This is a genomic window from Pseudoalteromonas sp. SG43-3 (genome assembly GCF_014164385.1).
GTDB lineage: Bacteria > Pseudomonadota > Gammaproteobacteria > Enterobacterales > Alteromonadaceae > Pseudoalteromonas > Pseudoalteromonas distincta.
The window spans coordinates 13,574-26,794 of the sequence record NZ_JACJFC010000018.1 but is presented as its reverse complement, the minus strand read 5'-3'; the positions used below and the strand labels follow the sequence as shown (position 1 = coordinate 26,794).

13 protein-coding genes and 2 tRNA genes are annotated in these 13,221 nt (G+C 37.9%); 11 read left to right on the top strand and 4 right to left on the bottom strand.

All coding sequences use genetic code 11. The features are described from left to right. The first annotated feature begins 40 nt into the window (after nt 1-40). Entirely contained in the window at nt 41-985 is a 945-nt protein-coding gene (locus tag H5157_RS15655; protein WP_182725038.1) for a DMT family transporter, read from the top strand. Nucleotides 986-1,022: 37 nt separating this feature from the next. Here H5157_RS15655 and H5157_RS15650 read toward each other — a convergent pair whose 3' ends face one another. After that, a complete protein-coding gene (locus tag H5157_RS15650; protein ID WP_182725037.1) occupies nt 1,023-1,892 on the bottom strand; it encodes a diacylglycerol kinase family protein in 870 nt (289 codons plus the stop codon). 325 nt (nt 1,893-2,217) lie between these two features. Between H5157_RS15650 and H5157_RS15645 the strand changes: the two genes are divergently transcribed. The 4 genes from H5157_RS15645 (at nt 2,218) to H5157_RS15630 (ending at nt 3,607) form a co-directional block, all read left to right on the top strand. Further along, nucleotides 2,218-2,358 carry a hypothetical protein gene (locus H5157_RS15645; protein WP_004335040.1) on the top strand — a complete coding sequence of 47 codons (141 nt, stop codon included), beginning with the start codon at nt 2,218-2,220 and terminating at the stop codon, nt 2,356-2,358. Between the two features lie 218 nt (nt 2,359-2,576). Then, a tRNA-Ser gene (locus H5157_RS15640) sits at nt 2,577-2,667 on the top strand. Between the two features lie 51 nt (nt 2,668-2,718). Beyond that, nucleotides 2,719-2,811: transfer RNA gene (locus tag H5157_RS15635), tRNA-Ser, on the top strand. A 307-nt stretch (nt 2,812-3,118) separates the two neighbouring features. Next, nucleotides 3,119-3,607: an RNA-binding protein gene (locus H5157_RS15630; protein ID WP_024597153.1), complete on the top strand. Its 489-nt coding sequence runs from the start codon at nt 3,119-3,121 to the stop codon at nt 3,605-3,607. Here the strand turns inward: H5157_RS15630 and H5157_RS15625 are convergent. Further along, complete coding sequence (locus H5157_RS15625) at nt 3,591-4,715, bottom strand: aminotransferase class V-fold PLP-dependent enzyme (RefSeq protein ID WP_182725036.1); 1,125 nt, start codon at nt 4,713-4,715, stop codon at nt 3,591-3,593. The genes H5157_RS15630 and H5157_RS15625 overlap by 17 nt on opposite strands. Before the next feature lies 1 nt (nt 4,716). Then, a complete protein-coding gene (locus H5157_RS15620) occupies nt 4,717-5,886 on the bottom strand; it encodes a monodechloroaminopyrrolnitrin synthase PrnB family protein (protein WP_182725035.1) in 1,170 nt (389 codons plus the stop codon). Between the two features lie 136 nt (nt 5,887-6,022). On the opposite strand from H5157_RS15620, the gene H5157_RS15615 reads away from it, so the two are divergent. From H5157_RS15615 to H5157_RS15600, 4 genes are all read left to right on the top strand, one after another. Then, the gene (locus H5157_RS15615) at nt 6,023-6,478 is read left to right on the top strand and encodes an Lrp/AsnC family transcriptional regulator (RefSeq protein ID WP_039488718.1); all 456 of its coding nucleotides are present in this window, start codon (nt 6,023-6,025) and stop codon (nt 6,476-6,478) included. 72 nt (nt 6,479-6,550) lie between these two features. Next, nucleotides 6,551-9,271, top strand: coding sequence for an ATP-binding protein (locus tag H5157_RS15610; protein WP_182725034.1), 2,721 nt, complete (start codon nt 6,551-6,553; stop codon nt 9,269-9,271). Next, nucleotides 9,261-10,649, top strand: coding sequence for a carboxylesterase (locus H5157_RS15605; RefSeq protein WP_182725033.1), 1,389 nt, complete (start codon nt 9,261-9,263; stop codon nt 10,647-10,649). The genes H5157_RS15610 and H5157_RS15605 overlap by 11 nt, the downstream gene beginning before the upstream one ends. A 6-nt stretch (nt 10,650-10,655) precedes the next feature. Next, nucleotides 10,656-11,795 carry a GNAT family N-acetyltransferase gene (locus H5157_RS15600; RefSeq protein ID WP_138489881.1) on the top strand — a complete coding sequence of 380 codons (1,140 nt, stop codon included), beginning with the start codon at nt 10,656-10,658 and terminating at the stop codon, nt 11,793-11,795. Here H5157_RS15600 and H5157_RS15595 read toward each other — a convergent pair. Continuing rightward, the gene (locus H5157_RS15595) at nt 11,772-12,362 is read right to left on the bottom strand and encodes a DUF938 domain-containing protein (RefSeq protein WP_039488722.1); all 591 of its coding nucleotides are present in this window, start codon (nt 12,360-12,362) and stop codon (nt 11,772-11,774) included. The two genes, H5157_RS15600 and H5157_RS15595, sit on opposite strands and share 24 nt — an antisense overlap. Nucleotides 12,363-12,562: 200 nt before the next feature. Here H5157_RS15595 and H5157_RS15590 point away from each other — a divergent pair, with 200 nt between their 5' ends. Both H5157_RS15590 and H5157_RS15585 read left to right on the top strand, forming a co-directional pair. After that, nucleotides 12,563-12,748 carry a hypothetical protein gene (locus H5157_RS15590; RefSeq protein WP_024596419.1) on the top strand — a complete coding sequence of 62 codons (186 nt, stop codon included), beginning with the start codon at nt 12,563-12,565 and terminating at the stop codon, nt 12,746-12,748. 101 nt (nt 12,749-12,849) lie between these two features. Continuing rightward, nucleotides 12,850-13,215, top strand: a complete 366-nt coding sequence (locus H5157_RS15585) for a hypothetical protein (protein ID WP_223231703.1) — start codon at nt 12,850-12,852, stop codon at nt 13,213-13,215. Nucleotides 13,216-13,221 lie beyond the last annotated feature (6 nt).

Below are 13,221 nucleotides of genomic sequence, written 5' to 3'. Positions count from 1 at the left end.
GTCTTAAAATAGCCATTCAATCGGGCTTTGGAGAGTAACCATGAAAAGTGCAGCGCTATACATTACAACCGTTTTAATTTGGGGTTCTACTTGGTTAGCCATCGAATTTCAGCTAGGTGATATTGCGGTAGAGCTATCGTTATTTTATCGCTTTGCTATTGCAGCGCTTTTAATGTGGTTATATGTAGCGTACAAAAAACCGGATATGCGCTTTTCATTAATCGATCATGGCTTTTTTGCTTTGTTGGCTATTTGTAATTTTGCCTTAAATTACTTAATGCTTTACTGGGCACAAAATTACTTAACCTCCGCTATGACCTCTATCGCCTTTTCACTATTGCTGGTTATGAACATAGTTAACACTCGACTATTTTTTGGTAAGCCTATCTCAAAACGAATTTATACCGGTGCCGCACTCGCTGTATTAGGTATTACGTGTCTGTTTTGGCCACAGTTACAGCAGTTCGACTTAAGTAATGGTGCATTGGTCGGGTTACTACTTGCCCTTGGTGGCACCTTTGTGGCTTCATTGGGCAACATGGTAAGCGTTCGTAATTCTCGTAAGCAAATTGGCGTATTGCAGGGCAATGCATGGGGCATGTTATATAGTGCTATAGGCTTAGCTTTATATGTATTAATGAACGATGTGCAATTTAGTTTAAACGCCCCAACTAGCTACTGGTTATCATTACTTTATTTATCAATATTTGGCACAGTAATCGCTTTTGGTTGTTACTTTGCACTACTAAAAAATATAGGCCCTGAAAAAGCCAGCTACGTTATTGTTTTATTCCCGTTAGTGGCAGTAACACTGAGTAGCTTTTTTGAAGGCTTTGAATGGCACGCAAATACCTTTGCAGGGTTTAGCTTAGTGCTATTAGGTAACGCCATTGTGCTTACCCCAACAAAACGAATTAACGCCTTTTTAGCTAATAGAGCAATAGCTAATAGAGCAATAGCTAAAAGTGGCTCCGTCCCCAGTTAGACGCGTTATTAACGCAACTAACGCAAAAGCGCCTACTTTACTGTAGGCGCTTTTTTATTGGTATATGAAAAAGTAAGGCTTGTCCATGCACACTAACAACTGCAGGAGTTTTACCTATCAGCTCACCATCTGCTTCAATTAATAGCCCTTCAGTATTTATGGAAGCTGTATTTAAGCGACTATAGGTAAGGTTTTTTATATACTCATGACGCTTAAAAAATAACTTAATAAAGCTTATTACATTATAAAAAAGCCCACCCGTTCGCATTTGATAACACTCAAGCTGACCATCAATTAAATCCGCTTTTGGCGCTATTTTTAGCCCGCCACCAAAGTACTTATGATTAGCAAATACAGTAATTAAATTTTGATACTGCCCAGCATCGTCATTAAACGTACCTTGTAACTGCTGAGCTTGATAATAAAATAGCTCTTTAATGCTCGTCCAACTGTAATCAAAAGATGAAAAATTAGCTTTATCGTTAATAGTTTTAATCACATGAGCATCAAATCCTACCCCTGCAATATTAATAAAATAGCGGCTATTAATTTTTCCTATATCAATGGCTGTCGGTGTATTAAATAATGCCTTTCGCCAATCATCTTCTTTGCAATTAAACCCTCTGGAGAAATCGTTACCTGTACCGCAAGGTAATAATGCTAACGAACAGCTGCTCCCTATTAGTGCATTAACCGCCAAGTTCAATGTACCATCGCCACCTAGTGCAACTACTTTGGGAAATTTACTCAGTAACAACCTTATTTGAGCGCAGTCATCGTCAAAGCTTCCCGTTGTAGTAAATATACAATAAGAAAAGCTGCGTTTTTTACAGATATTTTTAAGCCATGCCAATGATTTTTGGCTCTGTTTTTTGATACTTGGTTTAATAATTATAAGTAGTGACAAGCTTTTGTTTCCAGCAATGTATTTTAGAGTGAGATAACAAACGTTTAATTAAATTTTTTTAATCTGAATAAATAATCAAAAAACATTGTATAAAATGCATAAAAATAAATTAAAAAACCAAAAACCCCAACATCAAAGGGGTTAAAACCAACCGCCATATAAATAGCTATGCAAAAACAGTAATGCAACTTACTGAATCGCATATTAATAAAATCAATTCAGATTAGTTTAACTAATCCCTCAGGCTCAATTTTTATCGTTGTATTTTTAACCAAACAACGTGCAAAATGCACGCGATTTCAACAGATACAATCGGAGCAAAATAATGAAACCAATTAATACATTAAATCAAACAGCAGCAGCGCAAGTAGCCGTTAAACCAACTAACCGTAAAGCAAGAATGTTAGCTAAACTTAACACGATTGGTAAAAGACTAGCACTTAGCGGTGCAGCTCAATATAAATAATCACCCAACCATGATTATTTTTCGGTGCAGCGAACACTCAACCACTAAATGAAGTCACTTATTTAGCTCCCATTGTTTGCTGCAACCTATTTATTTTATTAAAAATTGCCTTAATTTCCCCTTATTTACAAAAAAAACCTCATTTACGTATATTTTTTAGGCAAACAGTCATTTTGCTATTTACACAGCGGTATCACCTAAGTATTATTCTGCGTCACGGAGAGATGGCAGAGTGGTCGAATGCACCGGTCTTGAAAACCGGCATGGGTTTATAGCCCATCTAGGGTTCAAATCCCTATCTCTCCACCATATTTTAATTGGTGGCTTTTTTTATTCCATCAATACAACCGGTTATGCGTTGGAGAGGTGTCCGAGTGGCCGAAGGAGCTCCCCTGCTAAGGGAGTATAGAGTTTGTAGCTCTATCGAGGGTTCGAATCCCTCCCTCTCCACCATACTTAATTTAAACCACTTAATTGTGGTTTTTTTGTGCCTAAAATTTAACACCGATACTAAATTGGGAGGGTGAGAATCCTCGACATGGTTCGACAAAATGTCTGGAATATTTTAGGCCGCTGCAAGCGTCGCGTAGCGATTGATTACATGGATGTAAGCAAGTCTATCCCTCCCTCTGGACCATACGTAATTTAAACCACTTGATTGTGGTTTTTTGTGCCTAAAATTTATAAAAACTAAACAAATTGTGCCTAGTAATAACTTAGGGCATTATTAACACAACTTTAGCCACTTTTAGGTTTAGCTATGATCCGGTTCATATTGCTATCATTTTGCGCGGCAGCACCATTTTTTACCTTGGCACAAAGTACAACAGTGTATAAGTGTGTAATTAAGGGCGTTCCTACTTTTAGCCAAACGCCTTGCGCTAAAGATGCACAAGTTATTACTCTAAAAGATATAAATGTAATTGAAGCATATAAAAGCTCTACGCCCGGTAAAGGTATTACCGATACCTCTGTTGATGACTACTTAGAGGTTCAGCAAATAGAGCGTGAAATAAAGCGCCTTGAGCTATCTATTGAACAAAGCCAAAAAGAATACGCAGCTAAAAAACAACAAATAGATTATATGACCCAAGATAAGGCCAATCGTTTAGGCGCTTCGTCTATTGCTGATGCTATCGCAACTAAAACAAATTCATTAAAACAAGCCTACGACGCATCAATTAGTCAAACGCAGCAAAAAATAGAGTCATTAAAGCAAAGAAAGCAGCAGCTTAGCCAAAACCCTTAAGCGCTCGTTTTACTATAGAAATAAATTGCGCAACGTCTTCTTGAGTATTATAAATATGTGGCGATACTCGTATTCCAAATTTGCGAGCATCTACACTGACTTTCGCTTTATTAAGCTCTGTAAGTACATGGTCTTGCTGCTTGTTAAAAAACAAAATAACAGTCCCGCTGCATTTATCACCACTCATAGGTGATGCAACATATTCGCTTAGTTGCTCATGAATAAGCGTAAGCATCGCTAAGTTATGCACCCTTACCTTGTGAGCTGTTAGCTCTGCAAAGTAGGCAATACTATTTGCGGCAATAATATAAGGCGCTACAGAAGGGGTGCCCCCCCAAAACTTAAGCGCACTGGCGTTATATTCAAAGTGGTTAATATCGAACTCAAATGGATTTTGATGCGAAAACCAACCCACATCTTTAGGCTCACAATACTCTATTTGATTTTTGTTAACCCATAAATAAGCTGCCCCTGGGCCACCACATAACCATTTAACGCTCGAGCCAATCATAAAGTCCGCATCGAGCACGCTTAAATCAAGCGGTATAACACCCGCTGACTGAGCAACATCAACTATTGATAAACTATTGGTAAATTTACTTATAGCTACAATATCGTACACAGGCGCCTGTACACCTGTATTTGAATATACATGACTTATAAAAACTAAATCGATGTCGGCGGTTATATAACGCTGCCAAACACTAATATCAGTTAGGTTTTCGTGCTCAGGTATAAATATGATTTGCGCGCACTTTGGCAACGCTTTTTGCATTGCAAAACCCATACTCGGAAAATCACTTTGCGCCATAAGCACTTTACAATTTTTTTGCTGTAGCCGTGGATGCGACATAAGCAACTTTGTTAAGCCACTTGATAAATTAACTTGAGGACAAAACTGCGAACTAGGCGCATTAAATAACTTACCAAGCGCGGTAGTAAATTGCTCAACTGCAGGCAGCCATTGTTGCCAAGGTTCTTTATTTGAGCTCTCCCACGGTAAAAAGTAGTGCTGTGCTAAATATTGCTGCATATTTTTAAGAGGACGCCCTACCGAGTGGTTTAATAAATAACAGCCATCTGCCATACAAAAATCATTTTTAAGCATGCTATTTAACCCATTCTTTAAGTGTATTTAGATCGTCAAAACGTGTTTTTATATCGTCGCGTTTGGCACTGGCTCGCCTATCTCTTAATTTTTCGAGCGAATCAAGTAACACATTAAGCGGCGGACCACTTGCTGTTACCTTGCTCATATGCTGCTGTTGCATATTTTTTGAAGGCTGAGCAATAAACTTTTCAACCAGTTGATTATGATGACCGACTGCGGTGTCCCCATGTAATTTACACACTTGAATAAATAACGTTGCGTGGCTTTTAAACCAATCTGTATTTTTATATGGCTCTGCTTGTAAAAAGTCATCCATAAAGCTTTGCATACGCATGGCTTCTCGCAGGATTTGTTGATCCTCTGGCATCATATATAAAAACTTATCCACCAGCATTTGCGAGTAACTAGGCTCGTTTGCACTACACAGCCCTAACAGCATATCAATCACGTTAATACCTGCAAAGTCACCAGCATTTGCCCCTCTGTAAACCTCTTTACCTACACGGTACGGTTTATAATAAGGGCGAACGCAGTTAAAAAAGCGATCTGTATCGAGCTCAGAATAAAGTGCATTGTTTGACTCAATTACATCTATAAGCGCTTGTTTAGCTACTTTTAATAACTCACCACACAAGGGATGTGAAATACCTAGCGGCAATATTTTTAATAAAGCATCACTTGCCCGTTTGTAGGCCAAAATACCTTGGGTGTTGTAATCAATAAATAGCTTTTCATCAGGTAAATTAGTAAATCGTTTATAAATACCGTTAAGTGCTTTGTTATGAGTAGTTAAGTGGGCGGTAGCAAAACGAGGGGTTACGCCAATGGATGCGCCTATATGCATAGCAAGCGCTGAGGCTTCTATTAGCGGTGAAGTAGTTTCTCTGCTTGGCTCAGTAATTTCATGGCGCCTACACGCTGCCATAAATAATCCTACGTTACCGAGTAAGTCAAAAGCGCTATCAAAGCCTTGATCTGTGTTTCCCTCGGCTAATAAATTGCTAATTAATACGTTGCCTTCTTTTTCTAATTGTTGCTTTAAGGCCTCGCCTACCCCTTCTACATTTGCTTTATCGGTTTGCTGCCAATAAAGCTGCTCTAATTCACTATTTAAAGTGACAAACTCAGTTCGTATCCAGTGATCGAAAATAGCGGTATGTGTGTTCATTGTTGTGCTCTATTATTTTTATAGTTAAATGCTAACAGAGTTCAATGAGGGTAAAACACCAAAAAAATTAGTAAAAACTGCAATACTTAGCAATAATCACTACAAATATAAAAATAATTAATAAAAGCCGACAACTATGTTAGATAAAAAAGACCAGCAATTACTCATTGCACTGCAAAGCCAAGCTCGTATGTCGGTTTCAGATTTAGCCAGCAGTATTAACCTATCGGATACACCTTGTTTAAGGCGTATAAAAAAGTTAGAGCAAGAAAACATTATTACCGGCTACCACGCCGCCATAAATCCCAAAGCACTTAATCTTAATGTATTGGTATATGCGTTTGTACGATTAAGCCAAAACTCGGTCAGTGCTGCAGAGCAATTTGAGCAACATGTAGAAAAATTACCACATGTATTAGAGTGTTGTGTAATATCAGGAAGCTATGATTATTTATTAAAAATCATTGCACATGATCTTGAGAGCTACGAAACGTTTGTGAAACATCAACTAGGTGGCTTAAGCTGTATCGCAAATATAGAATCAACAGTTGTGCTTAAACAATCATTTAGCAAAAAACAGTTACCTTTATAAAAATAACCAAAATAACTTACTGTTAGCTATACTGATATTTCAAAACGACAATAATAATTGCTTGGACCTTATGTGAAAAATTTTAACTCTAAAAATCATTCCATTATTTTTTACATCATGTTTGCTTTAGCATATTTTTTAGTCGGCATAGCACTCACTAAACTTGCTTTTAACTCGCAAATAATTCCAATTTGGTTACCTGCCGGCATAGCACTAGTCGGTTGTTATATTTGGTGGTGGCGCTTTATCCCGCCTTTATTTGTAGCTGCAATTGCATTTAATCTAAATATTTTTGACAGTTCTGCTCATGAGCTAGTCCTGGTCGGTAACTCATTTAACGAGGCTATGTATATCGCCTTTGGTGTTGTTATACAGGCAATGGTCGGCGCAGCTCTTTTAAAGTATTGGCTTGGGCACCCGCTGCGCTTTAAAAAGCGCAAGAATATAATTTACTTTATCCTTGTCATAGCAATATTGGTCAGCTTAATTTCGGCTAACTTTGGCGTATTTGCCTTAAGCCAATTCAACTCGGTTTACAGTGTTGATAATCATTGGAAGAATGTTACTTACTGGTGGCTTGGTGATACATTAGGAGTATTAATTGCGACTCCGCTTTTACTTTCTTTATTACCACAAAAGTCTAATCAACATAATATATCGGCGTTTCCGACAATTGCAGTATGCTCTATTTTATTTTTATCAGTCGCGGTAACAACGCAGTTATACGATCAAGAAAATCGTATAAACACTATTAAAATTGCTGAACGTGAAGTCCATGTTATAGAAAACAGCCTTTATAGATATACAAATCGTAGTATTATTGCAGTGCAGAGCCTAGCAAGTCAGGTACAGTCATCTCCCATGCTAAGCCAGCAAGATTTTTATTCTTATGCTAGCCAGTTACTAACTCAGCACGCATTTATTAACGCCTTATCGTGGAACGCAAAAATACCTCAAGATCAACGCGACGTCTTTGCCCAAGAAATATCAAACATTTATCATTTAGATATTGATGTAGTTGGCGAACCTCTTGAAAGTAGCGATCCCCTTGTGATAGTAAAATACATAGCTCCTTTTAATGGTAATCAAAAAGCTATTGGCTTTAATGTATTTTCAAACCCTGATCGAAAAAGCTCTCTGCTTAACCCCGCTATAAAGTACATGCCAGTAGGAACTAAAATAATTCAGTTAGTGCAAACCAAACAACCTAAACCAGCCTATTTATTATTTGCCCCTGTGTACTCCCAGCATGGTGATGAAAAAACAATTAAAGGCTATGCCACTGGTGTATTTTTAGTGCGTAGTATTATTGAGCAGGCAATTTCTAAAGAACAGTCTGATATGTTTTCGATTGGTATATACGAAGATACAAACACTCCGCCGTTTTATAGTAATTACTCTCAAAATGTTCAGCAAGCTAAAGGCAGCCGCTTAATGTCGTTTGATGTGGACTTTGCAGGGCAAAAATGGATTGTAAAATTAGCCCTTAAAGAAAGCTTTTTAACACAACATAATAGTCAACTAACTTTATTATTACTCATACTTCAAGTTGCCGTATGTTCTTTAATTTTAATGGTTTTACTGCTGTTTAATCAGCAACAAATCGCACTTACACGTCAAGTTGCAGAGCGTACTCACTCACTCGCACAAGCAAAGAAGCAGTCCGATTTAGCTAATCAGGCTAAAAGCCAATTTTTAGCGAATATGAGCCACGAAATACGAACACCATTAAACGCCGTTATTGGTTTTTCTTCACTTGCTAGAGAAACAGACAATGCAAATACACTCATTGGCTATTTAGATAAAATAAACTCAGCATCTAAAAGCTTATTAAACTTAATTAATGACATTCTTGATATATCAAAAATAGAATCCCAAAAGTTAGTTATTGAATCTATTGCATTCGACTTAGGTGCTTTAATAACACGTATAAACAACATGTTTGAGCAAAGCGCAGTTAACAAAGGTATTAAATGGCAAGTTAATTCAAAGCTACCTGTTGATACCTGGTTTATTGGTGATCCTATGCGAATTGAGCAAATATTACTTAATTTATGTAGCAACGCGATTAAATTTACAAGCCAAGGCAGCGTTACTTTAAACATAGAAACAGAGTTTACCGCCGCCAATAAAGTACAGCTAGTTATAACCGTTAGTGATACCGGCATAGGTATAAAACCAAGCCAACATAAAAAATTATTTAACGCATTTACCCAAGCGGATAGTTCTACCTCAAGGCAGTTTGGTGGTACAGGCCTTGGCTTAACCATAGCGAAAGAGTTAAGCCAATTAATGGGGGCTGATATAACACTTAAAAGTGAAATAAATAAAGGCTCTACTTTTACATTTTCAATGCGATTAGAAACAACAGAACCTAAAAAAGAACATGTTATTACATTTGATAATACTAATATTACTTCGCTAGATATTTTGGTCGCAGAGGATAACCCAGTAAATCAAATGGTTATTAAAGCGATGCTTGGCTCGTTAGGAATTGTGCCGTATATAGTAGAAAATGGCGAACTGGCCGTTGATATAGTTAAAAAGCAGCATTTTGACTTAGTGCTTATGGATTGCCAAATGCCTGTAATGGATGGCTATAGAGCAACGGCACTGATCCGCCAGTTTAAAACTGAACAAGAGCTCCCGATTATTGCTTTAACTGCCGACGTTATGCCAGAGGATAAAGCACATGCACAAGCCGTTGGATTTAACCAGCACCTTGCAAAACCGCTTGAACTCATTAAGCTAACCGAGTGTCTTGTCCAATATGCAGAAGTTAATGAACAATAGTGGTTTAATTTTAAGAATAGTTTTAAGAGTCGCTTTTGGTTTTGTTTTAAGTGTTTGTTCGCATATTGCTGTCGCTCAAAACTGTATCTCGCAGGCGAGCGACTTTAAATTTATAACAAAAAGTAAGCAACAAGGCTTATTACGCTTTGAAAAAGAGCACAACCACCAGCGCTTTAATTACCACGCACTTTTACCATTTAACGATTACTTAGATTTTGCATATAAACATATAAATAAAACCAATCCACGTGCAGATATGCCATGCCCTGTTATTACACAAACGTACCAGCAATTAGTAACACAAGGTACGCGAAAACCTGACCCTACTATTGCAGATATTATTGCCCCTTTTGAGCTTACGCATCCAAACAGCAATAAAGTTGCACTACTAATTCACGGGCTAACTGACTCACCCTTTACGTATCACGATTTAGCACAAGTGTATTATCAACAAGGCTATACTGTGCGTACTATTTTATTACCAGGACATGGAAGCGCCGCAAGTGCATTACTCAATGTAGAGGTTAGCCAATGGCAACAGGCAATAAAATACGGTATTAAACGCTCGGTGCAAGACTTTGATGAGGTGATACTCGCAGGTTACTCTACCGGTGCAGCGTTACTTATTGATTACGCAACCAAGCACACTGTTTCACCCAAAATTAAAGCGCTTATGCTTTATTCGCCAGGCTCCGAGCCACATAATAAGTACGGCTGGATAGCAAAGTGGATTGATGACATACCCTTTGTTAATTGGATAGATAAAGACGCCGATGTAGACTTTGCTAAGTATGAATCATTTCCTTTAAATGCAGCTGCCGCGTCGTACGATGCAATGTCACTTGCAAGCGTAAGTAGCTTAAACAAACGCTCTGCACTTAAATTACCTATTTTTAGTGTACTTAGCGATATTGATACCACGATAGATACGCGTGCCACGCTAAAATTATTAAGTGCGTTACACAAAGATAATTCAGTAAAATATAAGCCGCTCGATACTTTAGTACTTTATGGAAACACTGATATTTTACCGCCAGACTTTGCTAGTGACTACACAGTAAATAACCCGCAATGCACATCGCCTCAGTGTAAAAAAGTTCATGGTATGTCGCATATTGCTATTGTTAACTCACCGCAAAATCCACATTATGGGATTAACGCAACCTATCGTAATTGTGGCAGCTTTATTAACGACGAGTCCCTGTACAAAACATGTAAAACAACAAAAAATCCACAACTAGGAGAGCGTACAAGCGCCAACTTAAAACACTATCCGGCTTTACAACGCTTAACTTATAATCCTCATTTTACCGATCTTAAAAAGCAAATTAGTACGTTTATTAAAAACGTAGAACAGCTTAGAACAACTACAAGGTAAGTAGTCATGGGAACGTTTTCGCACCAATGGTTTAGCAGTATTAATGAGATTGATCAGGCGCAGTGGCAACGTTTATTTGGTGATGAACCATTTACTCAACATGCTTTTTTATATGCCCTTGAACAAAGCCAATGCGTAACACAAAAAAGCGGTTGGCAGCCCCATCACCTCGCTATTTTTGAAGATGATACGCTCATTGCGCTTGCACCTGGGTATTTAAAAAGTCATTCATACGGCGAGTACGTATTTGACTGGGCATGGGCTGAGGCATACGAAAAACACGGTTTAGAATATTATCCCAAGTGGCTATCTGGCATTCCCTTTAGCCCTATTGAAGGCAAGCGTATTGCTATCGAGCACGCGAATCCAAATGCGGTGTATCAGTACATTACAGAGCAACTTAATATACACAGTGCTGAGCAAAGGTGGTCGGGGTGGCATGTTAATTTTTGCGACCAAGCCCAAGCAACATCATTAACTGAGCAACATGCCATGCTAAGAGTGGGTGTGCAATTTCAGTGGTTTAATAAAGGTTTTGAAACCTTTGACGATTTTTTGCAAATACTTAACTCACGAAAACGTAAGTCACTTAAAAAAGAGCGAGCTAAAATAGCGCAACAAAATATTGATATTGAATGGCTGCAAGGAACGCAAATTACGCCCGAGATAATGCAATTGTTTTGTGAGTTTTATCAGCGTACCTACTTAAAGCGATCTGGTCATTTGGGCTATTTAAATATGGAGTTTTTTACGCTTTTACATGCATTAATGGCTAATAACCTCGTTATTATGCTGGCCAAAAAAGACGACAACGTGATTGCTGCAACACTTAGTTTAGTAGGTGAGAATACACTTTATGGGCGCTACTGGGGAGCAAGTGAAGAAGTAGATTCGCTTCACTTTGAGCTGTGCTATTACCAAGGTATTGAGTTTGCAATAAAGCATAAACTCAGCTGCTTTCATTCGGGAGCACAAGGTGAGCACAAAATAGCACGCGGATTTGAACCCGTACTTACCTACTCTGCTCACCATATTGTTGATGGCGATTTCAGTAATGCAATAAGCGACTACTTAAAGCGTGAACGCGGCCATATTGATATATATAAAGAGCAATGTAGCTCATTACTGCCGTTTAAAAACGAGTAACTGATTATTTGCAGGCATGGCAGTATCGCTAATAAGCGTAAGCCCTGCTTGCTTAGCTAGTTGTTCAACTGCTTCAAAATCTCTTATTCCACTTAACGGATCGCGCTCTGTTAAAAAGGCACTAAAGTCATCATTACTTGGGCTGGTAAATTCACCTTGGTACTTAAATGGTCCGTAAATACACAACATACCGTCGCTATTTAAGTGACGTTTAACACCGTCAAAAAAACGTTCAACTAATTGCCAACTTACAATATGAAATGTGTTTGCAGTATAAATAGCGTCAACCTTATCTACAGGCCATTCATTATTTAAATCAAGCTCAAGTGGTGCATGTAAATTAGTTAAATTAGCTTCGCGGTGCCATAAATTAATCCCTTCGTGGTTTATAGCGCGATCACTTGTATGCCATTGTAAATGCGGTAATTGCTCTGCAAAAAACACACTATGTTGGCCGGTTCCTGATCCGACTTCGAGGACTGTTTTAGTATTTTTTAATACGTCCTTTAATTGCTCTAAAATAGGGGTTTTATTGTTTTCACAGGCTTGTGAAAATGGCTTTGTCATTACTGTGCACCAAAATTGTAGATTAATGCACAACAGTAAAGCAAATTTAGCTTATTTTGTCGTGATGAAAAAAAGGTAATTTTTAAATACTATAACTATCATATGGTTGAGCTGGCTCATTATGGTTGGTACGTAATATGCTTTTATATTGTTAACCCACTAAAGGGTTTAACTTATATTAAATTTCAAAGGATAAAATTATGCATATACCCCCTTATACCGCTGTAGACGCGGCCATTGCTATAACCGAAAAAACCACCGACGATCATAGTTACGCCGTTGATATGAGAGCTACAGTAATCGATTTACTTTCGCACCCTAAACATAATCAACAGGCGATGAGCAAACATGAAACAGATCAGATATTTATTCTTGGCTACAATTAATACTCAAATTAGTAACGCAAATAATTTTTATAATAACTGTTTACACTGAAACCGATTAAATGTAATGATAACTATTATCGTTAACTTGAGTCGGTTTTTTTATGTCTTCAAATTATGCCCAGCATCGCTACCATCAAGAACTCTCTTGTCATTGCTTAAGACCTGGCCTGCATGCCCCCATGCTCGTTGCCGATTACATAGAAACCGCCCTTAACGTCGCCAAAAAATTTGAGCAACAACATAATCCCTTGCTTCAAGAGTTTTATCTTAGGCGCACACACCATGAAATTATGAACAAAATGTGCGACCCTCTTATACATAATGCTATTCGTAAACAATGTTTAGAGCAGCTATACAAGCCATTATTAGCATTAAAACGGTTTTATAAGGTGCATAACAATACTGCACAATTTTTAATACTTGAGCGTGAAGCTCGTATTCTTAGTCACGAATTCAACCCTTTTTAAGGAGCA